At 61.1% G+C, this 24653-nt stretch carries 18 protein-coding genes and 3 pseudogenes; 16 read left to right on the forward strand and 5 right to left on the reverse strand.

The window, feature by feature from the left end; all coding sequences use genetic code 11:
• Nucleotides 1-2 precede the first annotated feature (2 nt).
• From otnK to otnI, 3 genes are read left to right on the forward strand one after another with little or no spacing between them, the layout of a single operon-like run.
• The gene (gene otnK, locus PSH57_RS12360; protein ID WP_305389777.1) at nt 3-1274 is read left to right on the forward strand and encodes a 3-oxo-tetronate kinase; all 1272 of its coding nucleotides are present in this window, start codon (nt 3-5) and stop codon (nt 1272-1274) included.
• Nucleotides 1271-1909 carry a 3-oxo-tetronate 4-phosphate decarboxylase gene (otnC, locus tag PSH57_RS12365; protein WP_305389779.1) on the forward strand — a complete coding sequence of 213 codons (639 nt, stop codon included), beginning with the start codon at nt 1271-1273 and terminating at the stop codon, nt 1907-1909. The genes otnK and otnC overlap by 4 nt, the downstream gene beginning before the upstream one ends.
• 5 nt (nt 1910-1914) lie before the next feature.
• Nucleotides 1915-2691, forward strand: a complete 777-nt coding sequence (gene otnI, locus PSH57_RS12370; RefSeq protein ID WP_305389781.1) for a 2-oxo-tetronate isomerase — start codon at nt 1915-1917, stop codon at nt 2689-2691.
• Nucleotides 2692-2759: 68 nt separating this feature from the next.
• Here otnI and PSH57_RS12375 read toward each other — a convergent pair whose 3' ends face one another.
• The 3 genes from PSH57_RS12375 to PSH57_RS12385 form a co-directional block, all read right to left on the reverse strand.
• On the reverse strand, nt 2760-3983 hold the full coding sequence (locus PSH57_RS12375; RefSeq protein ID WP_305389782.1) for a zinc-dependent alcohol dehydrogenase: 1224 nt from the start codon (nt 3981-3983) through the stop codon (nt 2760-2762).
• A 99-nt stretch (nt 3984-4082) separates the two neighbouring features.
• A complete protein-coding gene (locus tag PSH57_RS12380; RefSeq protein WP_305389783.1) occupies nt 4083-5036 on the reverse strand; it encodes a sensor domain-containing diguanylate cyclase in 954 nt (317 codons plus the stop codon).
• 3 nt (nt 5037-5039) lie between these two features.
• Complete coding sequence (locus PSH57_RS12385) at nt 5040-5999, reverse strand: response regulator (protein WP_305389785.1); 960 nt, start codon at nt 5997-5999, stop codon at nt 5040-5042.
• Nucleotides 6000-6486: 487 nt separating this feature from the next.
• On the opposite strand from PSH57_RS12385, the gene PSH57_RS12390 reads away from it, so the two are divergent.
• The 3 genes from PSH57_RS12390 to PSH57_RS12400 are packed head-to-tail and all read left to right on the forward strand — an operon-like array spanning nt 6487 to nt 9579.
• Nucleotides 6487-7929 (forward strand): coniferyl aldehyde dehydrogenase, encoded by a 1443-nt coding sequence (locus tag PSH57_RS12390; protein ID WP_305389786.1) that lies wholly within the window; start codon nt 6487-6489, stop codon nt 7927-7929.
• Between the two features lie 19 nt (nt 7930-7948).
• Complete coding sequence (locus PSH57_RS12395; protein WP_305389787.1) at nt 7949-8920, forward strand: alpha/beta hydrolase; 972 nt, start codon at nt 7949-7951, stop codon at nt 8918-8920.
• Nucleotides 8920-9579 carry a TetR/AcrR family transcriptional regulator gene (locus tag PSH57_RS12400; protein WP_305389788.1) on the forward strand — a complete coding sequence of 220 codons (660 nt, stop codon included), beginning with the start codon at nt 8920-8922 and terminating at the stop codon, nt 9577-9579. Before PSH57_RS12395 ends, PSH57_RS12400 begins: the two co-directional genes overlap by 1 nt.
• Before the next feature lie 414 nt (nt 9580-9993).
• Here the strand turns inward: PSH57_RS12400 and PSH57_RS12405 are convergent, their stop codons facing one another.
• Nucleotides 9994-11820, reverse strand: a complete 1827-nt coding sequence (locus PSH57_RS12405; RefSeq protein WP_305389789.1) for a sigma-54-dependent Fis family transcriptional regulator — start codon at nt 11818-11820, stop codon at nt 9994-9996.
• Nucleotides 11821-12097: 277 nt separating this feature from the next.
• Between PSH57_RS12405 and PSH57_RS12410 the strand changes: the two genes are divergently transcribed.
• The 10 genes and pseudogenes from PSH57_RS12410 to PSH57_RS12450 all read left to right on the forward strand — a co-directional run bounded on the left by PSH57_RS12410 (nt 12098) and on the right by PSH57_RS12450 (nt 24171).
• Complete coding sequence (locus tag PSH57_RS12410) at nt 12098-12865, forward strand: coniferyl-alcohol dehydrogenase (protein ID WP_305389790.1); 768 nt, start codon at nt 12098-12100, stop codon at nt 12863-12865.
• Between the two features lie 94 nt (nt 12866-12959).
• Nucleotides 12960-14606: a DUF1302 domain-containing protein gene (locus PSH57_RS12415; protein ID WP_305389791.1), complete on the forward strand. Its 1647-nt coding sequence runs from the start codon at nt 12960-12962 to the stop codon at nt 14604-14606.
• Between the two features lie 18 nt (nt 14607-14624).
• A complete protein-coding gene (locus PSH57_RS12420; protein WP_305389792.1) occupies nt 14625-15986 on the forward strand; it encodes a DUF1329 domain-containing protein in 1362 nt (453 codons plus the stop codon).
• Nucleotides 15987-16072: 86 nt separating this feature from the next.
• On the forward strand, nt 16073-17152 hold the full coding sequence (locus tag PSH57_RS12425) for a WD40/YVTN/BNR-like repeat-containing protein (RefSeq protein WP_422766080.1): 1080 nt from the start codon (nt 16073-16075) through the stop codon (nt 17150-17152).
• Nucleotides 17153-17273: 121 nt separating this feature from the next.
• Nucleotides 17274-19631, forward strand: coding sequence for an efflux RND transporter permease subunit (locus tag PSH57_RS12430; protein ID WP_305416686.1), 2358 nt, complete (start codon nt 17274-17276; stop codon nt 19629-19631).
• A gap of 421 nt (nt 19632-20052) precedes the next feature.
• Nucleotides 20053-20481 (forward strand): DUF2231 domain-containing protein, encoded by a 429-nt coding sequence (locus PSH57_RS12435; protein WP_305389793.1) that lies wholly within the window; start codon nt 20053-20055, stop codon nt 20479-20481.
• Nucleotides 20478-21770: a PQQ-dependent sugar dehydrogenase gene (locus tag PSH57_RS12440; RefSeq protein WP_305389794.1), complete on the forward strand. Its 1293-nt coding sequence runs from the start codon at nt 20478-20480 to the stop codon at nt 21768-21770. Before PSH57_RS12435 ends, PSH57_RS12440 begins: the two co-directional genes overlap by 4 nt.
• 258 nt (nt 21771-22028) lie before the next feature.
• A pseudogene (locus PSH57_RS29300) lies at nt 22029-22658 on the forward strand (PAS domain-containing protein); the annotation flags it as partial.
• A 159-nt stretch (nt 22659-22817) separates the two neighbouring features.
• Nucleotides 22818-23294: pseudogene (locus PSH57_RS29305) on the forward strand (methyl-accepting chemotaxis protein); the annotation flags it as partial.
• A gap of 95 nt (nt 23295-23389) precedes the next feature.
• Nucleotides 23390-24171 (forward strand): annotated as a pseudogene (locus tag PSH57_RS12450) (EAL domain-containing protein).
• 77 nt (nt 24172-24248) lie between these two features.
• Here the strand turns inward: PSH57_RS12450 and PSH57_RS12455 are convergent.
• A complete protein-coding gene (locus tag PSH57_RS12455) occupies nt 24249-24647 on the reverse strand; it encodes a VOC family protein (protein ID WP_305389797.1) in 399 nt (132 codons plus the stop codon).
• Nucleotides 24648-24653 lie beyond the last annotated feature (6 nt).

The following is a 24653-nucleotide window of genomic DNA, read 5'->3' on the forward strand; positions in this document are numbered from 1 at the left end:
CCATGCCCCTGATCGGATGCATCGCCGATGACTTCACCGGAGCGACCGACCTTGCCAGCATGCTCGTGCGCGGCGGCGCCCGTACTGTGCAGACCATTGGTGTCCCGCACGGACCCTTGGCGGTGGGTGAAGCCGACGCCCTGGTGGTGGCGCTCAAGTCGCGCAACCTAGCGCCCGATGAAGCCGTCGCACAGTCGCTGCAGGCGCTGGAGTGGTTGCGCCAGCAGGGCTGCCGACAGTTCTACTTCAAGTATTGTTCGACGTTCGACTCCACCGCTGAGGGCAACATCGGCCCGGTCAGCGATGCACTGCTCCAAGCCCTGGGCAGCGACTTCACCGTGGCCTGTCCGGCCTTTCCGGAAAACCGCCGCAGCGTGTTCAACGGCTACCTGTTCGCCAACGACGTGCTGCTCAACGAAAGCGGGATGCAGGACCATCCACTCACGCCCATGCGCGACGCCAACCTGCTGCGCGTGCTGCAACCGCAAACACGCCACCCGGTTGGCCTGATCGACTACCGGACCCTGCGCGTCGGAGTCGAGGCGACCCGTCAGCGGATCGCCGCGTTGCGCGCCGAGGGCGTCGGCATCGCCATCAGCGACGCCATTGATAATGAAGATTTGCGCGTGCTCGGCGCCGCCTGTGCCGACTTGCCGTTGGTCACGGCCGGCTCGGGGCTGGCGTTGGGCATGGCCCAGGATTGGCAGGCCAGAGGGCTGTTGCAGGCCAGCGGCGAAGCCAGCCGACTGGAGGCGGGCTGGGGACGTCAAGCGATTCTCAGCGGTAGCTGCTCGCGAGCGACCCTCGGCCAGATCGAGCAGGCGGCAGCGGTCTATCCTGCTTTTCGTCTTGAGGCGGCTGAACTGATGGCCCGCGGTGACGCACTGGTGGCCGAGGCCCTGGCCTGGGCTGCCGGCCACCAGGGCCCGGTGCTGATCTATGCCAGCAGTCCGGCCGACGAGGTACGCCGGGTGCAACAAGAGTTCGGTGCGCAGCAGGTCGGTGAACGCATTGAATCGGCCCTGGCGGCGATTGCCCGTGCGCTGGTCGAACAGCAGGGCGTGGGCCAATTGCTGGTGGCCGGTGGCGAAACCTCCGGCGCAGTGGTCGGTGCGCTGGGTATCGAAGGTTTGCGCATCGGGCCGAGCATCGACCCCGGCGTGCCCTGGACCCAGACGCTCGGCCAATCCGGTCGGCCGCTGACGCTGGCGCTCAAGTCCGGTAACTTCGGTAGCGCCGATTTCATGATCAAGGCCTGGGAGATGCTGGCATGACAGAAAGCCAATTGCGCGAAGAGATCGTCGAGATCGGCCGTTCCCTCTACCTGCGTGGGCTCAGCCCTGGCTCCTCCGGGAATATCAGCGTGCGTCTGGACGATGGCTGGCTGCTGACACCGACCAACGCCTGTCTCGGTCGTCTGGACCCGGCCGACATCGCCAAGCTCGACTGGCAAGGTAACCACCTGGCCGGCAAACCCGCCTCCAAGGAAGCATTCCTGCACCGTGCCGTCTATGAAGGCCGTGAAGACTCAGGTGCCATCGTGCACTTGCATTGCACGCACTCGGCGGCGGTTTCGTGCCTGGATTGCCTGGACGCAACGTCGTGCCTGCCACCGCTGACACCCTATTTCGTCATGCGTGTGGGCCGCTTGCCGCTGATTCCGTACCACCGGCCCGGTGATCCGCGGCTGGGTGAGGCAATTCGCGGGCTGGTCGGGCAGCACAGCTCGGTGTTGCTGGCCAATCACGGGCCGGTCGTTTCGGGCAAGAGCCTGGAGGCGGCCACCTATGCCATCGAAGAACTCGAAGAAACCGCCAAGCTCTACCTGTTGCTGCGCCAGCAGCCGGTACGGGCGCTGGACGACGAACAAATCGACGAACTGCGCCAGACCTTCGGCGCCCAATGGTGACTGCAATGCCACGTTTCGCTGCCAACCTCAGCATGATGTTCAACGACGCACCTTTCCTGGAGCGCTTCGGCCGGGCCGCCAAGGCCGGCTTCAAGGGCGTGGAATACCTGTTCCCTTATGAGTTCGCACCGGCTGAGCTGGCCGGGCGTCTGGCCGAGCACGGGCTTAGCCAGGTGCTGTTCAACCTGCCGCCGGGGGATTTTGCCGCGGGCGAGCGCGGCATCGCGGCGTTGCCGGGGCGCGAGGCGGAATTTCGTGAAAGTGTCGACCGGGCCATCGAATACGCCCACGCCCTGGGCTGCCCCAAACTGCACGCAATGGCCGGGCTGGTGAGTGACGAGAGCCAGCGTCCGCGCATGCGCGAGGTCTATCTGGAAAACCTGCGTTACGCCGCACGACGTTTGGCCGAACACCAACTGACACTGCTAATCGAGCCGATCAACACCCGCTCGATTCCGGGTTACTTCATCAATCGCCAGACCGAGGGCCATGCAATCCTGGCCGAACTGGGCGAGCCGAATCTGCGCGTGCAACTGGACCTGTTCCACGCGCAAATCATGGAAGGCGATCTGATTGCCGGTTTCCAGCGCTTCCAGGCCGGCGTCGGGCATATCCAGATCGCCAGCGTGCCGGATCGGCACGAGCCGGACCTGGGAGAAGTGAACTACCCGTACCTGTTCAAACTGCTCGACGAGGCCGGCTACGACGGCTGGATCGGCTGCGAGTACAACCCCCGCGGCCTGACCGAGGATGGCCTGGGCTGGTTTGCGCCCTGGCGTTGAGCTGAGAGGGGATAGGGCGTCCAGGCGGGAATACAAACCCTCTCGCCCCAGACGCGGGATAAGTCCCCCTACGTACTCAGCAGAACGGCCTGGTCATCATTGACCGGTAAGGCAATATCGGGCTCGCCGGGTGTCAGGATGACCTTGCGGCAATCTTCCTGTTTTTTGTCGAATAGCTTGTAGCCCTCGGCGGCCTGTTCCAGGGACAGGCGATGGCTGATGATGACCTCCGGGCTAAGGCGACCGGTCTCGATGTGGCTGAGCAGCTCGGGAAGGTATCGCTGCACGTGGGTCTGACCCATTTTGAAGGTCAGGCCTTTGTCGAATGCGTCGCCGAACAGGAAACCGTGGATGAAACCGGCATACACGCCCGGTACGCTTACGACTCCACCGCGCCTGACGGCCGCAATGCATTGGCGTAACGCCTTGCCGCTGCTGCCTTCGAGTTTAAGCGTAGCCAGCACTGTTTCGGTGGTGCTGCCTTTGGCTTCAAAACCCACGGCATCCACCACGCCGTCCACGCCCCGCATGCCCTTGGTCTGGCGAATGATCGTGTCCGCCGGGTCGTCGTCTTCATCAAAATTGATGGGAATAACGCCATAGGTTTTCTGTGCATAGGCCAGACGATAGGGGTGATGATCGACCATGAAAATCTGGTCGGCGCCCAACATCCGCGCGCAGGCGGCGCTCAACAAGCCGACCGGCCCGGCGCCATAGATAGCGATACTCGAACCGCTGCCGATCCCGGCGTTGGTGACGGCTTGAAAAGCCGTTGGCAAGATGTCCGAGAGGAACAGCACCTTCTCGTCCGAGAGGGTGCCCGGCACTTTGAAAGGCCCAGTGTTGGCCTTTGGTACCCTTACATACTCAGCTTGTCCGCCAGGTATACCGCCGTACAAATGGCTGAAACCGAACAGAGCCGCCCCGGGCGGGATTGCCTTCTTGTTCAGAATCGCGCCACGGCCCGTGTTGGTCGTTTCGCAAGCGGCGAACAAATCCATCTGACAGAAGAAACAGCTGCCGCAGGCGATCACGAAAGGCACAACCACTCGATCGCCGGGTTGAACGGCGGTCACCGCTGAACCGGCTTCTTCAACGATTCCCATGAACTCATGGCCGAAGATGTCGCCATGTTCGACAGCGGGAATTTTTCCGCGATAAAGGTGCAGATCGGAACCACAAATCGCCGTTGCCGTGACGCGCAGAATGATGTCGTCACTGTCCTCCAGGACCGGGTCGGGGACCGTGTCGACTTTTACACTGTGCGCACCGTGGTAAGTGAGTGCTCTCATGACTTCCTGCCTCTGGGTAGCGTGGTGATATAGGGCAGAGGCGGGAGGCTGGATGGAAGTTCAGAGCGTTAGCGCAGGTACGTGACTGGCGGTCATTATTTACTCATGCACCGTCACCCGATTGCGCCCGGTTTTCTTGGACGTATACAACGCCTGGTCGGCCCGGGCGATCAGTTCGGCGTGGCCGGTCGAGGGCTGGCTCAGGTCTGCCACTCCAAGGCTGATGGTGAAACGGATGCTCTGGTCGTTGTACAGCACCTGCAGTTCTTCGACGGCCTTGCGCAGGCGCTCGGCGAACATCCGGGCACCGGTCTGGTCGGTGTCCGACAGCACCACGCCGAACTCCTCGCCGCCATAACGCCCGGCCACGTCGGAGTCGCGTACGTGTTCGTGCAGAAGCCTGGCGACCTGCTCGATGACCTTGTCCCCGGCCTGGTGGCCATAGGTGTCGTTGACCCGTTTGAAGTGGTCGATATCGAGCATCACCAGGCTCAAGGCATTGCCGTAGCGCTGATGCCGCGCATAGGCCGCTTTCAGGCTCGCCTCCCAATGACCGCGGTTGTACAGCCCGGTCAGTCGATCGGTACTGGAGAGCTGCTGCAATTGTGCGTTGGCGGCCTGTAGTTGATGCCGGTTGGTGGCGACGTCGGTGACGTCATAGATCACCAGGCAGATGTGACTGATCGTGTTGTCGGGCGAGCGCAACGGTAACAGCGTGGTGTTCTGGTACATGAACTCTTCCTGGCCGGTGATGGGCTGGTAGCTCTTGAACCGCACCAGATAGGGACGCTGCTCCCAGACAGTGAACGCTGGGGTGCCCAGGGCCGCGACGCTTTCTACCTTGCGGCTGAACCACTGGCGATCGATTTCCGGGAACAGGCTGAAAAAATGCTGGTTGTGGGCGTCCTTTGGCTGCACCCCGGAGCGGTTCTCCATGAACGTGTTCCAGACCTGCACGCGGTAGTCGCGGTCCAGCACCACCACACCGACATCGATGCTCTGAACAATGGCCAGCAACCAGTGAAACTCGTTCAGATCAATGGAATCAGGCATGGCTCAGGTCATCAGGTAGGTGAGTTTTTGGGTCAGCCGCTCGATCGAGTCTTCCGTGAACAGTAACAATAGATCGAAACGAATATCGTGCCCTTCCAGGCTGTAGCTGATTTCCACCGCCAGGGTCTTTTTCCAGTGCTTGCGGTTGACTTGAATCAGCTCCTCGATGGCCGCGTGCTGGCCGAGAATCTGCGGATGCCCCTGAGAAAACACCACGTCGATCTGTTCGGCAATGCTACTCAGGCAAGCGCCGATCAGAACGCTGGAGAGGTCCAGCAGCATTTCCAGGTCCGAATAGTCGCTGCTTTGACGTTGCATCAGTTGCGCTATGTCGGCAATTTCCGACTCGTGAAATATCAGCAGGGCTTCGCCGGCAATCCCGCTGCCAATAAAGCCCTGGCAGATGGCGGTGAGTTGTTCAGAGCTACCGGCATCGTTCAGCGCCATGTGCAGCTCACCCACCTCAAGGATGTTTACGTTCGGTACCGGTAACTGCACAAACACACCCAGCACCTTGGCGATCAGGGCGGCGGCCTGGCCGATGGCAACGTTGACCGTCTCGCGAAACGCATCGTGAAAACTGATGGCCGTGTTCGTTGCCGGACGATTTTGCGGTGGCGTCTGGCCGGGTTTCGTCAGCAGGCCCAACTGGCTGAGCGTCTGGCGCAGCTCGTTTTCGTCGAAAGGTTTTTTCAGGAATGCCAATGCGCCCAGCTCAAGCACGCGGCGTACCGCCTGTTCCTGCACGTCACCGGAGATCACGATGACTTGCGTCTTCAAGCCTTCGGCGCGCAAGGCGCTCAACACCTGATAACCATCCATCTCCGGCATGGTCAGGTCCAGCAGCACCACCTGGCCCAGGCCCTGGCGTATGGCGTCCATGGCCTGGCGACCATTGCAGGCTTCGGTGACCGAGACTGGCCAGTCCGCCGGCAATGCACGGAGCACCTGTTTGCGTGCCATGTTGGAGTCGTCACACACCACGAGGGGGATCACTGACACTGGGACGCCCATTCAAGTTGAACAGCGGGGGAGGTCATGCCTGTCACAAACCTGCGAAACTTCCCGTTAGCTAAAAAACTGGACCATTAAGTCAGGAGAGTCAAATGCACTTCATCCGTTAGGCCCGGCGCTGCGGTGCATGGAAGGATGCGGATAAAATAATTATAAAAATTAACCGGTTTGCGAGCGGCGGTTCGCGAGCAGCGCTAAAACGCCATGAAAGTCTCCAGCCGTGGGATTTACATTTTTTCCCCGTCTCGCCCTGAATTATCGATTTTGATGCCTGTTTACGGGGAAATGGCTTTCACGGGCGATTCTATAAAATTAAGAAACCTAACGGTTTCCTTTCTTGGTTTTTTTGGCATACTCCATTTGCGAGTCGGCTTTAGTGTCTGCTCACAGGGTATTTAGTGCTGTTCAATAACAATAATCAGCAGGAACCTATGCCATGAACATTCCCGGTCACTCCGCCGCGCCCGTCGGCGCCGAACAACTCACTGTCATGCTCGCCCGGATGAAGCAGGCCCACCTGGCCGACGGGCCGGCGAGCCTGGAACTGCGGCGCGACCGACTGGACCGGGCCATTGCTTTGCTGCTGGATAACCGTGAAGCCATCGTCGCGGCGGTGTCGGCGGACTTCGGCAATCGTAGCCGCGAGCAGACGCTGCTTTCCGATATTGGCGGTTCGGTGGCAAGCCTCAAGCATTGCCGTGAGCATCTGGCCGAGTGGATGCAAGCGCAATCGCATCCGTCTCCCTTCCCCGGCAGCGAGGCGCGGGTGGAGTACCAGCCGTTGGGTGTGGTGGGCGTGATCAGCCCCTGGAATTTTCCCATCGTACTGGCGTTCGGGCCGCTGGCGAGCATCTTCGCCGCCGGTAACCGGGCCATGCTCAAACCCTCGGAACTGACCCCGCGCACCTCGGCATTGATGGGTGAATTGATCGCCCGATATTTTGACGAGAATGAACTCACCACGGTGCTGGGCGATGCCGAAGTCGGCGCGCTGTTCAGTGCGCAACCTTTCGACCACCTGATCTTTACCGGTGGTACGGCAGTGGCTCGGCACATCATGCGTGCAGCCTCGGACAATCTGGTGCCGGTGACCCTGGAGCTGGGCGGCAAGTCGCCAGTGCTGGTGTCCCGTAGCGCCGATCTGGCGACGGTGGTACAGCGGGTCATGACCGTGAAGACCTTCAACGCCGGGCAAATCTGCCTGGCGCCGGACTATGTGCTGCTACCGGAAGAACGCCTGGAAGACTTCGTCGCCGAGGCGGTGCGCTTCGTCGGTGCCATGTATCCCTCGTTGCACAGCAACCCGGATTACACCTCCATCATCAACCCACGCAATTTCGACCGCCTGCAGGGCTATCTGGTCGATGCCCGCGCCAAAGGCGCCCGGCTGATCGAGATCAACCCGGCGCAGGAAGACCTGAGCGATCGCCAGACGCGCAAGATCGCTCCGACGCTGGTGCTCGATGCCACCGAGCAGATGCAGGTGCTGCGCGAGGAGATCTTCGGTCCGCTGTTGCCGATCAAGACCTACCGCGATTTCGCCACGGCGATCGACTACGTCAACGGTCAGCCTCGACCTCTGGCCGCCTATTACTTCGGCGAGGACGCCGCTGAACGCCAGCAGGTGCTTGAACGCACGACTTCGGGCGGTGTGGTGATCAATGATGTCATGAGTCATGTGCTGTTCGAGGCGCTGCCATTTGGCGGTGTCGGTCATTCCGGCATGGGGGCCTATCACGGTGTCTACGGTTTCCGTACGTTCAGCCATGCCAAGGCGGTGGTGGTGCAGAGCGCGGTCGGTGAGTCCAACCTGGCGATGCGCGCGCCCTACGGCGCAATGATCCACGGTCTGCTGGACCAATTGCTGACGGCCCACTGAGTCATTCAGGAGTTTGATCATGAACGTGTTGTCGACTCTCAAGGCCAAGCTGCTGCGTGCCTTTGCCAAGCGCATGAAAGCCAAGTTCACCTACGACGCGGCGCAGTATCCGTTGCGCCTGTTCGAGGAGAAGCTCATCCCCACGGAGTGGGGCCCGGCCCGGGCCTTGTTCTATTGGCCCCATACGCCGTCCAGTGAACCTCTGCCTGTGTATCTGAACCTGCATGGCGGCGGTTTTGTCGCCGGGGTGCCGGAGCATGACGACAGCTATTGCCGGCGGTTGGCCCACAACCTGGGTTGCCTGGTGGTCAATCTGGATTATGTTCTGGCCCCCGAATATCCCTTTCCCGCAGGCTTGCGACAGAGCTTCGCGGTGCTGGAGTGGCTGGCCGAACAGGCCACGACCCTGGGCATCGACCCACAACGCATCGCGGTCGGTGGGCACAGCGCGGGCGGCAACCTGGCGACTGGCGTGGCCAATCTCGCGCGGGAGCACCAACGGCTGCGGGTGGTGCATCAGGTCATCGACTATCCGGCCCTGGATTTAGCCGAGGATCCCGAGCTCAAGCTGTCGACCTGTGACAAACCCTTGCTCGGCCCGGGCCTGATGCGCTTCTTCAATCGCTGTTACCTGAGCGATCCGGCCCATGCCCGCGACCCTCTGGCATCGCCGTTGCTGGCAACGGTCGAGCAATTGCAGGGTATGCCCCCGACAACGTTGATCACCGCCGAGCACGATATCCTGCGTGCTGAGGGTCAGGCCTACGCGCAGAAATTGCGCCAGGCCGGTGTCGTGGTGAACGAAAAAATGTTCACCGACTGCGACCACATGTTCACCCACCTGGGGCCTGATGCGACGGCGCAGGAGGCTTGGCAACTCATCGAGGATTCCCTGCGCGAGGCGTTTGCGAGGGCGGGCTGCGCTATGCGGGGCACCTCTGTGAAACCACTACCGGAACATGTGCACCATGCTGATCAACAGGCTCCGTAATGACTGAAACCACTGAGCAGCCCGTCAGGCGCGGTCGTCCGCCGATACGCAGCCGTCAGGAGCAGATGACCTCGCTGTTGGATGCGGCGGCGCAGGCGCTTGGCAGCGGCAATTTTGCCAATGTCACCATGGATGCCATCGCCCGCGCCGCCGGGATCTCCAAGAAGACCCTGTACCTGCTGGTGGCGAGCAAGGAAGCATTGCTCTCGCAACTGGTGGCCAGGGACTTGTCTACCCTGGAACTGCTATTGGAAAGCGGCATCGACTGCGCCGAGGATCTGCTCAGCGAGTTGCGCATGTACCTGACGTTATGGGCGCGCCTGACCCTCTCGCCGTTAGCCCTGGGGCTCTACCTGATGGCTGCCCAGGGGCGCGAGACGGCGCCGGATATTGCCAGGATCTGGTATCAGGAAGGTGCCGAGCGTTGCCTGAGCCTGTTGCGCGGCTGGCTGGGCAAGGCGGCCGGCAAGGGATTGCTGGCAGACGACGATGTCGAGTCAGCGGTGGAGTTGATCGACGCACTGTTGATCTCTCAGCCGCTCAAGCTGTTCACCCTGGGGGTGCAACAGAGCTGGTCCGACGAGCAGATCGAGCAGCGGGTCGAGGTGACCTTGGGCCTGTTCGGCCGCTGCTTTATCCATCGTGTGCCCAAGCCGTGAGCGCTCACCGGGGCAGCTGCACGCTCCACAAGACTCCTGTGGGAGCAAAGCTTGCTCGCGATGACTGAGGCACATTCAACATTGATGCGAGCGGAACCACCGCTATCGCGAGCAAGCTTTGCTCCCACAGAGGAGGTTTGGATGGCCGGGAAATCGAAAGCAACATAAGCGTCCAAGACAGTTGCCCCCACTTTTCCCGGATCGCCACAAGATTCACATTCACCACAAGACCCCTGTGGGAGCAAATTTTGCTCGCGATAACTGAGGCACATTCAACATTGATGCGAGCGGAACCACCGCTATCGCGAGCAAGCTTTGCTCCCACAGAGGAGGTTTGGATGGCCGGGAAATCGAAAGCAACATAAGCCATCCAAGACAATTGCCCCCGCACTTTTTCCCGGATCGGCGATGCCGTTACTCGCCGGTCGAGCGCCGCGACAGACGATAGGACAACTGGGCACGGGTCAGGCCGAGACGGCGGGCCGCTTCAGAGACATTGCCTTTCACCTCGCCCAGGCAGTGGTCAATGATGGTGTCCTCGATCTCTTGCAATGACAGTCGGCTTGGATCCTTGCCGCCGAACAGTTCCAGAATCGCACCATTGCCGGTACTGGCTGCGGCGGTCGTTGTATGGGCCGATGGTGGATCGTTGGGGCTGGCAGCCAGTTGGCCACGGGTGCCGATGGAGAACATGGGCTGGGCCAGGCGCTCGCCGCTGGTAAACAAGTGCGCCAGGTCGATTGCCCCGCCATCCGGGGCGCTGATCACGCCGCGCTCCACCAGGTTCTGCAACTCGCGGATATTGCCCGGAAAGTCATAGGCCAGCAGCGTATCGGCCGTACGCGGGGTGAAGCCGCTGATCTGCCGACCATGGCGCTGGGTGAAGCGATGCAGGAAGTGGGTCATCAACAATGGGATGTCTTCCTTGCGCTCGCGCAACGGCGGCAGGTGGATCGGGAACACATTCAGGCGAAAGAACAGATCCTCACGGAACTCGCCACGTTGCGCGGCGGCGCGAAGGTCGACGTTGGTCGCCGCAACCACCCGCACATCGACCTTCAACGTGCGGCTGCCACCGACTCGCTCGACTTCGCCCTCCTGCAAGGCGCGCAGCAGCTTGCCCTGGGCCACCAGACTGAGGGTGGCGATCTCGTCGAGGAACAGGGTGCCGCCATCGGCGCGCTCGAAGCGTCCGGCGCGCGATTGAGTGGCACCGGTGTAGGCGCCGCGCTCGACGCCGAACAGCTCCGACTCCATCAGGTTTTCCGGGATGGCCGCACAGTTGATGGCGACGAAGGGTGCATCGTGACGCGGGCTGATACGGTGCAGCATTCGGGCGAACATTTCCTTGCCGACCCCGGACTCGCCGGTGAACAGCACCGTCGCCTGGGTCGGCGCGACCCGTCGCAACATGTGGCAGGCGGCGTTGAAGGCTGAGGAAATCCCCACCATGTCGCTGTCTTGTGCGGGTGTCGGATCAACCAGCAAGCTTGCCGGCAGGGCGCCTTTATCGCTGCGACGGTGGGCCGTCATGCTGCGCCCGCCAGTGCTGACGAAAGGCTCGGCGTTGAGGTCGGCCAGGTCCGCTTCGGCGTCGTCCCATTCTTCCGCAGGTTTCCCAATCAGCCGGCAAATGCTGGAACCGGTGGAGCGGCATTCGACCTCGCGGTAGAGAATCAGCCGACCGACCATCGCCGATGTGTACCCGGTGGCATAGCCGGTCTGCATCCAGCAGGCCGGTTCGGTGCCGATGCCGTATTGGGCGATGTGCTCATCGTCCTCGCTGGAATGGTGCCAGAGGAATTCGCCGTAATAGGTGCCCAGGTTCATGTCGAATTCGAAATGCACCGGTTCGACCTTCACCGCGCCTTCGATCGCATGAATGATCGGGCCGGCGGCAAACAGCGCGAGGATGTCGGCCTCGGGGAAGCGTTCCTTGATCAGGGCGGCGTCACGGGCGCCGCAATGGTAACCGGTGCGCAACATGATGCCTCGGGCGCGGGCCAGGCCCATGCTTTCAATCAGCTCTCGACGTAGCGCGCCGATGCCGCTGTTGTGGATCAGCAGCATGCGTGCGCCGTTCAACCAGATGCGCCCGTCGCCCGGGCTGAACATCAGGCATTCAGTCAGATCCTGCAGGGTAGGCGGTGCCCCTGGTGGCAACTGCTCGCTGGCACCCCGCACGGGTTTGCTTGGCGTTGCGCGAGAGAGTTCGGCCAGGGAAATCAGCTTGTTCGCCATCACAAATCCTTAATCAGGGTAATCATAATCCGCATAGTGCAGCATGAAATTGCTGAAATCATCACTTTTTTCAACCGCGTTAGCCCCCCCGCCTGAAGCTCATATCCCCGTGTTTTCGCTGGATGCCGCGTGCTTGAGCGGTTGCCGTGTGATTGTCCGGAGATGGCATATCGCTTGCTACAACTAGTTACCGAGATTAACTAATTCGGCAATAACAATATGGCTTGGCTGTCGCCGCCTGAGAGCAGGCAGTACAAGCAAGAATCGGGAAGCCCGTATGAAGTTGACCAACAAGAGGATAGTCGTGACCGGGGTCTCCTCGGGCATCGGCGCCGAAACCGCGCGGACCCTGCGTGCTCACGGTGCCACCGTCATCGGCATGGATCGGAATGAGCCCAACCTGAGCCTGGACGATTTCATCCAGGCTGATCTCAGCCACCCGGATGCCATCGATGCGGCTGTGCAGCAGTTGCCGCCGGCGCTCGACGGCTTGTGCAACATCGCAGGCGTCCCCGGTACTGCCGATCCGCAACTGGTTGCCCAGGTCAATTACCTGGGGGTGCGCCATCTCTGTGGGGTGGTGCTGCCGCGCATCGTTGCGGGGGGCAGCATCGTCAACGTCGCTTCGATTCTTGGCGCGCAATGGCCGCAGCGCCTGGACCTGCACAAGGCCCTGGCCGGTACGCAAGGCTTTGCCCATGGCCAGGCCTGGCTGGCTGAACACCCGGTGCCCCAGCAGAGCTGCTACCAGTATTTCAAAGAGGCCTTGATCGTCTGGAATTACCAGCAGGCCCAACCCTGGTTCTTGCAGACCTCTGTGCGGATGAACTGCGTGGCGCCAGGCCCGGTGTTCACACCCATCCTCGGTGACTTCGTCAGCATGCTCGGTCAAGAGCGCGTCGAGGCTGACGCTCATCGTATGAAACGCCCGGCCTACGCCGACGAAGTGGCGGCGGCCATTGCCTTTCTGTGTGCCGACGAATCGCGCTGGATCAATGGCGTCAACCTGCCGGTCGATGGCGGCCTGGCATCCACCTACATCTGAACGAGGAGCCTTGGGTGAGTTACCGCCGGTCGTCTCCGGGCGAACGGCCAGTTCATAAAACATGCTTCCAACAACAAGAACAATGAGGAACATCATGCACAACTCTCGATGCTATCCAGGCTTCAAGCGTTCGGCCCTGGCACTCTCGGTTTGCCTGGCCGGCTGGACCTCCCAGCCCCAGGCTGCGCAAATAGACTTGGGCGACAGTCAATGGCGCCTGCGCTGGGATAACACCCTCAAGTACAGCCAGGCCTGGCGTCTGCAAGGTGCCGATGACAATCTGGTCAACGCGCCGACGGCGGGCGGTCTGTATCCCTCGATCCAGAGTCAGGGCGACAAGAATTTCAGCAGCGGGCTGGTCTCCAACCGTCTGGACCTGTTCAGTGAGATGGACCTGAGCCGGGAAAACTATGGCCTGCGCCTCAGCGGGGCCGCCTGGTACGACGACATCTACAACAAGAACACCGACAGCAGCGAGCAACGGCACTTTCTCGACGATACCCGCGAACTGCACGGACGCGACGCCGAACTGCTCGATGCTTTCGTGTTTGTGCGGGGTGATGTCGGCGAGGCGAGCCAGGGCACCGTGCGGCTGGGCCGGCATAGCCTGATTTATGGCGAAAGTCTGTTCTACGGGGGCAACGGCATCGCCAATGCCCAGGGGCCGAGCGATATCGTCAAGCTGCTCAGCGTCCCCGGCACCCAGTTCAAGGAAATCCTGCGTCCGGTCAATCAAGTGTCCGGGCAGTTGCAGATCAACCCGCAGTTGTCTGTGGGTGCCTACTATCAGTTCGAATGGGAGCGTTCCAATCTGCCGGGGGCGGGCAGCTACCTGAGTGACAACGATGGCATCGGCGAAGGTTCCGGCGACTGGACCCAGGTGTTTGGCAACACCACCGTGCATGCCTCCGATATCGAGGCCAGGAATTCCGGCCAAGGCGGTATGCAACTGCGCTACAAGCCCGAAGGCACTGAACTGGAGCTCGGCTTCTACGCCGCCAAGTATCACGACAAGGCGCCGAGCGCGCTCTATGCCTACCTGGACGGTGCAGCGGCTGCCGCCACCGGGCTGCCGATTCTGGGTTCCTACCGCCAGGTCTACGCCGAGGACATCAAAACCCTGGGCGCCAGCTTCTCCACCGCCTATGGCCCGTTCAATTTCGCCGGCGAAACCTCGGTGCGTTGGGATGCGCCGCTGGTGAGCAACCTGCAGGTGGTGACACCGGCCATGGCGGCGGATAACAACGGCGACGCGCTCTACGCCAAGGGCAAGACCGCCCACGTCAACCTCTCGACCATCTATCTGCTGTCGCCGGGCCCACTGTGGGATGGTGGTTCGGTGCTCGCCGAACTGGCCTGGAACCGCACCCTCAGCGTCACCGACAACCGCGCCGCATTGGACGCCAATACCACCCGGGACGCCACGGCGCTGCGGGTGCTGGCCGAACCGGCTTATTTCCAGGTGGCCGACGGCGTTGACCTGAGCGTACCGGTGGGTTTTGGCGTGGTCCTCGATGGGCGCTCCTCAGCGGTCAGCAAGGCCGGGTTCGGCAATACCCACGCCGGCGACTGGAGCGTCGGAGTCAAAGCCACTTACCTGCAGCGCTGGGACTTCGGCATCAACTACGTGAACTTCTTTGGCAAGAAGGAGGCGGGGCTGCGCGAGGACGGCAACTTCAGCTACGGGCAATCGCTGGCCGACCGTGACTTCGTCGCCATGTACGTGAAAACCACATTCTAATAAGAGGTTTCATTCGCTATGCACAGCAACCTTTCCTTGCGTATTTCGGCCTTGGCCATTGCCTTGCTCAGTGCCGGCCTGGTGCACGCGGCCGTTTCCCCGGAGCAGGCCGCACGGCTGAACTCGGACCTCACCCCCCTTGGCGCCGAGCGCGCCGGCAACAAAGACGGCAGCATTCCTGAATGGACAGGTGGCTACACCACGGCACCGGCTGGCTACAAGAACGGCGATAAACGCGCTGATCCGTTCGCCGCCGACAAGCCGCTGTACTCGGTCAATGCGTCCAACATGGCGCAGTACGCCGACCAACTGGCCGAGGGCACCAAAGCCCTGCTGCAGAAATATCCCGCGTACCGTCTGGACGTCTATCCCACCCGGCGCAGTGCCGCAGCGCCCCAGTGGGTGTACGACAACACCCTGAAAAACGCTACTCGAGCGAACCTTGAGGTAGCGACCGAAAAGGTCAGTGGCGCCTATGGCGGGATTCCTTTTCCATTGCCGCAGAACGGGGCCGAGGTGCTGTGGAACTACCGCCTGTCCTGGCAGGGGGGCGACACCTTCTATTCGCCTTTTGATACCTGGCTGATGACCGCAGGCGGCAAGAAAATCCAGGCCACCCGTGCGCGTTTTTGGTACCAGCAACCCTACTACTTCAAAGAGGGCAGCCTGGAGACCTTCGCAGGCAAATTTCTGATCGGCAAACTGGCCACGGAACAACCGTCCTCCAAGGCCGGCGAGGGCCTGATGACCCACTGGGACATGGACCCCGGCAAACGTGCCGCCTGGCAATACCTGGTCGGCCAGCGTCGGGTGCGTCGTGCGCCGAACGTCGCTTACGACACGCCGGACTTCGTCACCTCGGGCGTCGGGTTCTTCGACGAGGCCTTCATGATCTTCGGTCCGACCGACCGCCACGACCTCAAGCTGGTTGGCAAGAAAGAGTTGCTGGTGCCCTACAACAACAACCGCGCGGCAGCGGCGAGCAGCGACGAGTTGCTCAAGCCAGGTTTCCTCAACCCGGACCTGGTGCGGTGGGAGAAGCATCGGGTGTGGGTGGTGAGCGCCACACTCAAGGATGGCAAACGTCATGTGGTGCCCAAGCGCACCTATTACGTGGACGAAGACTCTTGGCAAGTGCTGCTGCTCGACGGCTATGACGCGCAAGGCAAGTTGGGGCGGCATAACTATTCGCTGACGCTGCTGGCGCCTGAAATGCCCGCGCTGACCGCGCAGATGATGTGGGGCAGCTACAACCTGGAGACCGGCGCCTACTTCCTGAACTCCTCGGCCAACGACCTGGATGTGCAGTACCAGAGCTATCCGCGTCCACCGTCCGCGTTCTTCACCCCTGACGCCATGGCCAGCGACAGCATGCGCTAAGCGATTGCGCAAGGCGCCGGGGCCCAGGCATCGGCGCGTTGTGCGATCAGCGTTTGAATAACTTTTATGCGGTGATTGGAGCGGACATGATCGGTCATTTTTCACTCATGCGGGCGCTGTCGATGTCACTGCTGCTGGCTGCGTTATCAGTGTCAGGCTGGGCGACGGCCAGCCCGGGGATTGCACTACTCAACCAGCCGGCCTTGCAGAGTGCCAAGGCACCGCGTGCGGTGCTGCTGGCGGTAACCCGGGCCGGTGAACGGCTGGTGGCGGTCGGTGAACGCGGCATCGTTCTGCTCTCTGACGACTCTGGCCAGAGCTGGCGTCAGGCCCGTGTGCCGGTCAGCGTCAGCCTGACGGCGGTGCAGTTCGTGGATACCGAGCAGGGCTGGGCTGTCGGTCATATGGGGGTGATTCTTCATAGCACCGACGGTGGCGAAACCTGGGCCAAGCAACTCGATGGCGTCGCAGCGGCGCACCTGGCGCTGGTTTCAGCTCAACAAGGCAACGACGCCAAGCGGCTCAAGGAGGCCGAGTGGCTGGTTGCCGATGGCCCGGACAAGCCCTTTCTCGATCTGTATTTCAGCGACCGTCGCAACGGCTATGTGGTCGGCGCCTATGGCCTGATTCTGCGCACCGCCGACGGTGGCGATAGCTGGCAGCCGTGGATGCAGCAGGTGGATAACCCCGAGGGCCTCAACCTGTACGGCATTCGCCCGGCGGGCGGCGCGCTGTTCATCGTTGGCGAACGCGGTCTGCTGCTGCGTTCGGCTGACAACGGGAGCACTTTCCAGGCGCTCGATTCACCCTATGACGGCAGTTTTTTCGGTGTGCAGGGCAGTGCCGCCGGAGAGCTGGTGGTCTTCGGTCTGCGCGGCAACGCTTATTGGTCCGGTGACCAGGGCGTCAACTGGCGGCGCATCGAAACCGGTCTGGAGGTGGCTTTGTCCGCCGGCACCCGTTCGCCCGATGGCGCGTTGATCCTGGCCAGCCAGGCCGGCGATCTGTTGCTCAGCCTCGATCACGGACGCAGCTTGCGGCATTTGAAAGGCCCGAGCGGCACCTCGATCGCCGGCCTGGTGGCCGCCCCAGATGGCAGCTTGATTGGTGTCGGCCTCAGTGGCGTGACCCGCCTCAAGCATGACCTTTACTCGGCGCAACGTTGAAACAACTTGCCAGAGCCCTATGCGGCCGTATTCGGAGTCCGATGTGAACGACCATAATCCCGCCCTCGAACAGCAAGTGGTAATCGCCCGACTGGAGGATTTCGATCCGCGTTCCGGAAACATGGGCGAGCGGGCGATCTTCAACCATCGCCCCTGGGTGATTCTGCTCTGCCTGCTGGCCACCCTGGTGCTCGGTTACCAGGCCAGCAAGATCGGCCTCAATGCCAGTTTCGAAAAGACCATTCCGACGTCGCACCCGTACGTCGCCAATTTTCTCGAGCGACGCAGCGAATTGAGCGGCCTGGGTAACTCAGTGCGCATTGCCGTGGCGGTCAAGGACGGCAGCATTTTCGACAAGGACTACCTCGACGTTCTCGCCAGGCTCAACGACGAGATCTATTTGCTGCCGGGCGTCGACAAGCCCTATATGAAGTCGCTCTGGACGCCGACCACGCGCTGGACCGCGGTGACGGAGGAGGGCCTTGATGGCGGCACGGTGATCCCGGACACCTATGACGGTTCTGCGGCCAGTCTGGAGCAGGTGCGCACCAACGTTGCCCGCTCCGGCGAGATCGGCCAACTGGTGGCGGGCAACTTCCAGTCCAGCGTGATATTCGTGCCGCTGCTGGAAATCAATCCGGTGACTGGCAAGGCGCTGGATGCCGGCGAGTTCTCCCGGCAACTGGAAGCGTTGCGCGACAAATACCAGAGCGATCGAATCCAGATTCACATCACCGGGTTCACCAAGATCATCGGCGATCTGATTGCCGGGCTGGTGCAGGTCATGCTGTTTTTCGTGGTGGCCGTGCTGGTGACGGTCGTGGTGCTCTACTGGTACACCCGTTGCGCCCGCAGCACCGCACTGGTGGTGCTCTGCTCGCTGGTGGCGGTGCTCTGGCAGGTCGGCCTGCTCGCCAGCCTCGGTTACGACCTGGATCCTTATTCGGCGCTGGTGCCTTTCCTGGTGTTCGCCATCGGCATGAGCCATGGCGCGCAGAAGATGAACGGCATCATGCAAGACATCGGCCGTGGTACGCACCGGGTCGTCGCCGCGCGCTATACCTTCCGCCGCTTGTTTGCCGCCGGCATGACCGCGTTGCTCTGTGATGCGGTGGGTTTCGCGGTGCTGATGGTGATCAAGATCCGCGTGATCCAGGACCTGGCGATTACCGCCAGCATCGGCGTGGCGGTGCTGATTTTCACCAACCTGATCCTGCTGCCGATTCTGCTCAGTTATATCGGTGTCGGCGCCAAGGCGGCCGAGCGCAGTTTGCGGGCCGAAACCGCCGAGTTGAAAGCAAACGTCAAGCATCCGCTCTGGCGTTTCCTCGACCTCTTCACACGGCGCTCCTGGGCTTATGGGGCCTGCCTGGTAGGCTTGGCTCTGGCGGTCGGCGGTTTCGCCGTCAGCCTGCACTTGAAAATCGGTGACCTGGACCCCGGCGCCCCGGAGCTGCGTCCAGACTCGCGCTACAACCGCGATGCGGCCTTCATGACGCAAAACTACGCGGCCAGTTCAGACATTTTTGTGGTCATGATCAAAACCCCGGAGGACCAGTGCACCCGTTATCCGACCCTGGCCGCGGTGGATGCCTTGGCCTGGCAACTGGAGCAGTTGCCAGGTGTCGAGTCGACCAACTCCATGGCCGCCCTGAGCAAGATCGCCGCCGCCGGGTATAACGAGGGCAACTTCAAGTGGTACGAGTTGATCCCCAATGACGGTGCCCTCGGCGCGGTACAGACTCGTGCGCCGCGTGAGCTGTTCAACCAGGGGTGCTCACTGCTCTCGCTTTACGTCTATCTGGCCGACCACAAGGCCGACACCCTGGAGCGGGTTGTGCAGACCAGCGAAGCCTTTATCGCCCAGCAGCAACTGCCGGACGTAAAATTCATGCTCGCCGCAGGGAGCGCCGGGATCGAGGCGGCCACCAACATTGTGGTGAAGAAGGCCATGCGCGAGATGCTGTTCTGGGTCTACGGCGCGGTGATCCTGCTCTGCTGGGTGACCTTCCGTTCCTGGCGTGCGGTGCTCGCCGCGGTGCTGCCGCTGATGCTCACCTCGATCCTCTGCGAAGCGTTGATGGTGGGCCTGGGCATGGGCGTGAAAGTGGCCACCTTGCCGGTGATCGCCCTCGGGGTGGGCATCGGTGTCGATTACGCGCTTTACGTGCTGAGTGTGATCCTGACCCACATGCGCGCCGGCACCTCGCTGTCCGAGGCCTATTACCGTGCGCTGCTGTTCACCGGCAAGGTGGTTCTGCTGACCGGCATCACCCTGGCTATCGCCGTGGCGACCTGGGCTTTCTCGCCGATCAAGTTCCAGGCCGACATGGGCATCCTGCTGGCCTTCATGTTCCTGGTGAATATGCTCGGTGCGTTGATTCTGCTGCCTGCACTGGCGTACTTCCTGTTGCCGCAACGGCTGTTCGCAAAAAAGCCTGAGGCTGCCGGCGTGTTGCAGCCGGTCGGGGAGGGCTGACTGACGGCGCGCTGGCGACCGAGCGGCCTGACCAGGTAAGCCAGTGCGGCTCCTGGTGTTTTTCGATGACGGACGAATAGTCGAAACCGGGCCGCCGTCACAGATATTTACCACGCCCAAAGAAGCCCGGAGACAACAGTTTTTACAGGCGGTTCTTCAATAGAGAGAACGGAGTCTTCTGCATGGGAGTTTGTCGGCCCTTCCGGTTCGACAATCCGCAGAACGACCGCACCAAGCTGTTCCTGAGCCAGATTCTGCATTGATCGGATCAAGGCAGATTCAGCAATATCAACGCGAAATATCGGGAACTAACGCTTTAACGGCACGATCCCTTTCCCTGAGCGTAGTCAATACGACCCTGATCGGCCGATCTATCCGTCATGAACATCGGTCCCGGGTCGCTGAACCATAAGGAGGCCCCATGACCGTTACTGCTCATCCCTACTACAGAGCCACGCCAGGCCCGCTTCACGCGATCTTGCTGGGCGGCGCCGTTGCGCTGTTTCTCGCAGCGTTACTGAGTGACATTGCCTACTACAAGACCTACCAGATCCAGTGGAGCAACTTCGCCTCCTGGTTGATTGCCGGTGGGCTGGTTTTCGGCGGGTTGGCGTTGCTGTTCGCCCTTATCAATCTGGTTCGGGCGGACCACAAGGCAGGACGTCCCCTGATGTATCTGCTGTTATTGCTGGTCACTTGGGTGTTAGGGCTGGTCAACGCCTTCGAGCATGCAAAGGACGCCTGGGCTGTGATGCCAATGGGGTTGGTGCTGTCTGTCATCGTGACCCTGCTGGCCAGTGCCACGGCGTGGACAGGGCTCACCCGTTTGCGTTCGGGAGGTGTGCAATGAGGCATTCAATCGCACTGACTGCCTTGAGCATGGCGCTGTTGCTCAGTGCCTGCGGAGGGGAGGGCGACGCCACTCAAGCACGCGGCCCGGACCCCAAACTGCCAGAGCCACAACGCGGGCTGTTGCCCAGCATGAAAATTGCCGAACCGGCACAGTGGGGCGAGCAGAAACCAACGGTGCCCCAGGGATACACCGTGACAGCGATCGCGACCGACTTGAAAATTCCGCGCCAGACCCTCGTTCTGCCCAACGGAGACATTCTTGTGGCCGAAGGCCGTGGGGGGAACGCAGCAAAGCTCAAGCCGAAGGACGTGATCGCCAGCATGATCAAGGCGCAGGGCAACACCCAGGTCAAGGGCGGGAATCGTCTGACCCTGCTGCGTGATGCCGATGGGGACGGCACCTACGAACTCAAGACCGTATTCGCCGAAAATCTCAATGCACCGTACGGCCTGGCTTTTGCCGATGGCACGCTATACGTGGCCAATCAGGATGCCTTGGTCCGCTTCGATTATGAAGAAGGCCAGACCAAGGCCGGTGGCCCGCCGACCAAGATCACCGACTTGCCTTCCGAGATCAACCACCATTGGACCAAGGCCCTGACGGTCAGTCCCGATGGGCGCTTCCTGTACGTCGGCATCGGTTCCAACAGCAACGTTACCGAGCGCGGCATGGAGGTCGAAATTGATCGGGCCATGGTGTGGCGGATCGACGCCGAAACGGGGGCCCACAAACCGTACGCAACCGGCCTGCGTAACCCGACGGCGTTAACGATTCAGCCTGAGACCGGGCAGCTGTGGGCGGTGGTGAACGAGCGTGATGAACTGGGGCCCGATTTGGTACCCGATTACCTCACTTCGGTGCGCGAGGGCGCGTTCTACGGCTGGCCCTATAGCTATTGGGGCCAGAACGTCGATTCGCGCGCGCAGCCGCAGAACCCGGACAAGGTGGCCGCCGCGGTCAAACCGGATTACAGCCTGGGGTCGCATGTGGCCGCGCTGGGTGTCGATTTCTCCCTGCCAGCGATGGGCGAGCAATACGCCGAAGGCGTCTTCGTTGGCGAGCACGGCAGTTGGAACCGTGACAATCCGGTGGGCTACAAAGTTATCTTCGTACCCTTCAGCAACGGTCGCCCGGTGGGTGAACCGGTTGACTTCGCTACAGGTTTTCGTGATTCAGACGGGAAAACACGTGGACGGCCTGTCGGTGTCACGGTCGACCCGCGCGGAGCCCTGATCATTGCCGACGATCTTGCAAATACGGTGTGGAGGGTGACGCGTAATCAATGAGCCCGTGCTTAGGGGCGCACAGTCGCCGGCGCCAGGGATGTCGCTGAGGACTTCAAGCGGTTTCTTTGGCGTCAAAACATAATTATTCACGCCGCATTTAGCCTTAGGTTAACTCGCCGATACCCTCAATAAGATCCGATCGATTGATGGGTTCACCGAGGGTACGTCATGTTTAATTCAACGCTGAAAAGTGAACTGACAGCTAGGACAGCTGAATTGGCAACGTACAAAGGATTGATTGGCGCTCTGGAGCGGTCGATGGCTGTTGTTGAGTTCAGCCCTGATGGCAAGGTACTGCGCGCCAATGAGAATTTCTTGCATACGATGGGGCATCGGGCAGATCAACTGGCCGGTATGTCTCATCGGGATTTCTGCACGCCCGCCTTGGTCAGCAGTGCCGAGTATCGTCAGTTCTGGGACCGGCTGCGGGCCGGTCAATTCGTGTCCGGCACTTTTCAGCGAGTCAATGGCAAGGGTGGGAATGTCTGGCTGGAAGCCAGCTATAACCCTGTGGTGGACGAGCAAGGCCGCGTTGTAAAAGTGGTCAAGTATGCACTCGACGTCACCGCGCGGGTGGCAAACGAGGCGCAAACCCAAGGCAAGCTGGCAGCACTCGATCGCGCTATGGCGGTGATCGAATTCGATCTGAACGGCAACATCCTGACCGCTAACGACAACTTCCTCAGCGTCATGAATTACTCGCTGGCGGAACTCAAAGGCAAGCACCACCGGCTGTTCTGCGAGCAGGAACTGGTGAGCAGCTCCGAATACAGCGATTTCTGGCGTCGCCTCAATAGCGGTGAATTTTTCAGCGGTCAATTCAAACGTTTGGGCAAGCACGGCAAGGTTGTCTGGTTGGAGGCCAGTTACAACCCGGTCTACGATGCCGAAGGCAAGCTGAGCAAGATCATCAAGTTCGCCAGTGACATCAGCGAACGAGTCGAGAAATTCGAAGAGGATTCGCGCGGCGCTTCCCGTGCCTACCACATCTCTGCCGAGACCGAGAAAGTCGCTGAACAGGGCTCGCAAGTGATTCAGCAGACGGCCAAGGAAATGCGCCAGATCGCTGACAATATCGGAGCCTCTGCACGATTGGTCGGGCAGTTGGGCGCTCGTTCAGAAGAGATCACGGCGATCGTCAATACCATTCGCGGCATCGCCGACCAGACCAATCTGCTTGCCCTTAATGCGGCCATCGAAGCGGCGCGGGCCGGCGATCAAGGGAGGGGTTTTGCGGTTGTCGCCGACGAGGTCCGGCAACTGGCCGGGCGCACCAGCCGGTCGACGGCCGAGATTGCCGAGATGATCGGCCTGATTCTTTCTGAAACCCGTGACGCCGTCGCCAGCATGACGGTGACCCAGGAGGGCGCCCTGCGTGGCGTAACCCTGGCTGACCAGGCGGGATCGGTTATCTTGCAGATCAGAACCGGCACCAGTGACGCACTCGAAGCGGTGAGCATGTTTGCTTCCAAGCTCGATGAGTCTGAGGTCATCCCCAAAACGGCGATCGGCTGGGTAGGTTGATGCACATTGCAGGTTGCCTCGCCGTTGGCCAGTGAAGTCGACTACAGTTCCTTGCGCGTGCAGGGGACGCCCCGTTAAGCAACGGAATACTGATCATGACCCAAGACTCTTCCGATCCAGCCTTCAAATCCCTCGGTTGCGCCGAATGTCGCAACCACGAGGCGCTGGGATTCGATTTCACAATGGCCCTTCCAACCCATCTTCAATGTGCGAACGCGCACTGCGTTCGCCTATGAGGCTTTGGTGCGGGGTATCAATGGTGAATCGGCAGGCTACATTCTTGGGCTGGTCAATGACGGTAACCGCTACCGGTTCGACCAGGCGTGCCGTGTGAAGGCGATTGAGGAAGCCGCCAGGCTGGGCATTCTGGATATTGCCGATTGCTTGCTCAGCATCAATTTTCTGCCCAATGCCGTGTACAGGCCCGAGACCTGTATACGGGCAACCCCTGGAAGCCGCGCGTAATACGAACTTCCCGCCAAGCCGGCTTATGTTCGAAGTGACGGAAGGCGAGAAGGTGGTAGATCCAGACCACCTCAAGTCGATTTTCGTGGAATACGAGCGCCAGGGTTTCACCACCGCCATTGACGATTTCGGTTCCGGCTACTCGGGGCTCAATCTGCTGGCCATGTTTCAGCCGCACGTGCTGAAGATTGATATGGCGTTGACCCGCACCATTGATCAAGACACCGTCAAACAGGCGATTGTCGAGGGCATCGTCCTGGTCGCCAAGCGCTTGGGTATTACCGTCATAGCCGAGGGTATTGAGACGCGTGGGGAACGCGCCACGCTTCTGGACCTGGGTATCGATCTGATGCAGGGCTACCTGTTCGCAAGACCTGAGGTCGGTCGCCTCCCGTCTGGCAGTTTTGACTAGCGGTCCTGGGCCTGCCGGTTGTGCGAATCCGGCAGTCTGTGCGATCGCATGCCGAAGGCTCGCATTATGACGGTCGATTAATCCGATGCCGGCTCATGACAGCAGACACACAGCTTGTTGCCGTCGAGGTCTCGAAAATAGGCACCGTAGTAGTCAGGATGGTAATGGGGCCTCAATCCAGGCGCTCCCTCACACGTTCCACCCAGGGCCAGCGCCATTGCATGGCTGCGTGCGACGACCTCTCGGTTGGGGGCCAGCAGCGCCACCATCTGACCGTTACCGGGCGCGCTCGGGTTGCCGTCAAAAGGTTTTCCAATCACGAAGATCGGTCGAGGCGAGCCCTCGCAAACCCAGCCGGCCCAGCCTTTAGTGGCGTCGCAGAACTTCAGCGTGAGGCCTAGCCCGGCCATTATCTTTGAATAGAAAACGAACGCGCGGTCGAAATCGGCTATGCCTAAAAAAACGTGAGAGATCATGCGGGC

The sequence above is a fragment of the Pseudomonas hefeiensis genome (genome assembly GCF_030687835.1).
GTDB lineage: Bacteria > Pseudomonadota > Gammaproteobacteria > Pseudomonadales > Pseudomonadaceae > Aquipseudomonas > Aquipseudomonas hefeiensis.

Excerpts from the sequence above, each read along its gene's own strand:
- PSH57_RS12425 (WP_422766080.1), top strand. The coding sequence starts at position 16,073 with ATGATCGGTCATTTTTCACTCATGCGGGCGCTGTCGATGTCACTGCTG.
- PSH57_RS12415 (WP_305389791.1), top strand. The coding sequence starts at position 12,960 with ATGCACAACTCTCGATGCTATCCAGGCTTCAAGCGTTCGGCCCTGGCA.
- PSH57_RS12405 (WP_305389789.1), bottom strand. The coding sequence starts at position 11,820 with ATGGCGAACAAGCTGATTTCCCTGGCCGAACTCTCTCGCGCAACGCCA.
- otnC (WP_305389779.1), top strand. The coding sequence starts at position 1,271 with ATGACAGAAAGCCAATTGCGCGAAGAGATCGTCGAGATCGGCCGTTCC.
- PSH57_RS12410 (WP_305389790.1), top strand. The coding sequence starts at position 12,098 with ATGAAGTTGACCAACAAGAGGATAGTCGTGACCGGGGTCTCCTCGGGC.
- PSH57_RS12380 (WP_305389783.1), bottom strand. The coding sequence starts at position 5,036 with ATGCCTGATTCCATTGATCTGAACGAGTTTCACTGGTTGCTGGCCATT.
- otnK (WP_305389777.1), top strand. The coding sequence starts at position 3 with ATGCCCCTGATCGGATGCATCGCCGATGACTTCACCGGAGCGACCGAC.
- PSH57_RS12430 (WP_305416686.1), top strand. The coding sequence starts at position 17,274 with ATGGGCGAGCGGGCGATCTTCAACCATCGCCCCTGGGTGATTCTGCTC.
- PSH57_RS12395 (WP_305389787.1), top strand. The coding sequence starts at position 7,949 with ATGAACGTGTTGTCGACTCTCAAGGCCAAGCTGCTGCGTGCCTTTGCC.
- otnI (WP_305389781.1), top strand. The coding sequence starts at position 1,915 with ATGCCACGTTTCGCTGCCAACCTCAGCATGATGTTCAACGACGCACCT.
- PSH57_RS12375 (WP_305389782.1), bottom strand. The coding sequence starts at position 3,983 with ATGAGAGCACTCACTTACCACGGTGCGCACAGTGTAAAAGTCGACACG.
- PSH57_RS12400 (WP_305389788.1), top strand. The coding sequence starts at position 8,920 with ATGACTGAAACCACTGAGCAGCCCGTCAGGCGCGGTCGTCCGCCGATA.
- PSH57_RS12455 (WP_305389797.1), bottom strand. The coding sequence starts at position 24,647 with ATGATCTCTCACGTTTTTTTAGGCATAGCCGATTTCGACCGCGCGTTC.
- PSH57_RS12435 (WP_305389793.1), top strand. The coding sequence starts at position 20,053 with ATGACCGTTACTGCTCATCCCTACTACAGAGCCACGCCAGGCCCGCTT.
- PSH57_RS12440 (WP_305389794.1), top strand. The coding sequence starts at position 20,478 with ATGAGGCATTCAATCGCACTGACTGCCTTGAGCATGGCGCTGTTGCTC.
- PSH57_RS12390 (WP_305389786.1), top strand. The coding sequence starts at position 6,487 with ATGAACATTCCCGGTCACTCCGCCGCGCCCGTCGGCGCCGAACAACTC.
- PSH57_RS12385 (WP_305389785.1), bottom strand. The coding sequence starts at position 5,999 with ATGGCACGCAAACAGGTGCTCCGTGCATTGCCGGCGGACTGGCCAGTC.
- PSH57_RS12420 (WP_305389792.1), top strand. The coding sequence starts at position 14,625 with ATGCACAGCAACCTTTCCTTGCGTATTTCGGCCTTGGCCATTGCCTTG.